The sequence below is a fragment of the Halobacillus litoralis genome (assembly GCF_009856445.1).
GTDB classification, from domain to species: Bacteria; Bacillota; Bacilli; order Bacillales; family Halobacillaceae; genus Halobacillus; species Halobacillus litoralis.
Map to the genome: position 1 here is coordinate 1 of NZ_WMFA01000030.1, position 1,033 is coordinate 1,033.

Below are 1,033 nucleotides of genomic sequence, written 5' to 3' on the forward strand. Positions count from 1 at the left end.
CATGTATCGAAGACGAAGGGTATTCCATTCGTGAGGCCTCAGCTCTCTTCCATATCCCCGATTATTCCATGGTTCGAAGGTGGATGAGGAAATGGAAGAATGGCGGTATGGGAGCCCTTGCGTCCAAACGAAAGGGGAACGTTCCAATGCCAAATAATAAAAAAACGAAAAAGACGTTTAAATCTGTAGAGGAAGAATTGGAATACCTTCGAATGGAGAACGCCTATTTAAAAAAGTTGAACGCCTTAGTCGAAGAAGAGGACCGGCAGACAAAAAACAAAAAGCGCAAATCATCTTCGGACTAAGGCATGACTTCCCTGTAAAGCAAATGGTGGAAGTGGCTGGTCTTTCACGCAGTACGTATTACCACCAAATCAATCAAATGAGTAAGCCGGATCCAGACCGGGATTTAAAAGAAAAGATCAAAGTCATATTTCACCGGGAAGACGGTACGTATGGATATCGCCGCATTCAGAATGAGCTTGAAAATAACGGGAGACCAGTAAACCATAAAAAGGTGTATCGACTGATGAAAGAGTTAGGCCTTCGCTGCCTTGTGCGTATGAAAAAATATTCATCTTATAAAGGCCGAGTCGGAAAAGTAGCTGAGAACATCTTAAATCGAAATTTCAAAGCAGAGAAACCAAATCAAAAATGGGTAACGGATATTACAGAGTTTAAGCTATTCGGCCAAAAGCTCTATCTCTCCCCGATTCTTGACCTTTTCAATGGAGAAATCATTACGTACACGCTTGGAACACGCCCGACCTATAACCTCGTAGGAGAGATGTTGGAAAAAGGACTTGTACGCTTAGAAGATACGGATGAATTACTGATCCATTCCGATCAGGGTTGGCATTACCAAATGAAACAATATAGAGATCGTCTACAAAAAGCAGGTATCACACAAAGTATGTCCCGCAAGGGCAACTGTCACGATAATGCGGTAATAGAAAACTTCTTTGGGTTAATGAAATCAGAGTTCCTTTATCATAAAGATTTTGAAAGTATAGAGCACTTCAAGCAGGAGCTC

At 41.7% G+C, this 1,033-nt stretch carries 1 pseudogene; it reads left to right on the top strand.

Annotation, left to right across the window (positions count from 1 at the left end):
* Nucleotides 1–1,033 (top strand): annotated as a pseudogene (locus GLW00_RS20275) (IS3 family transposase); the annotation flags it as partial.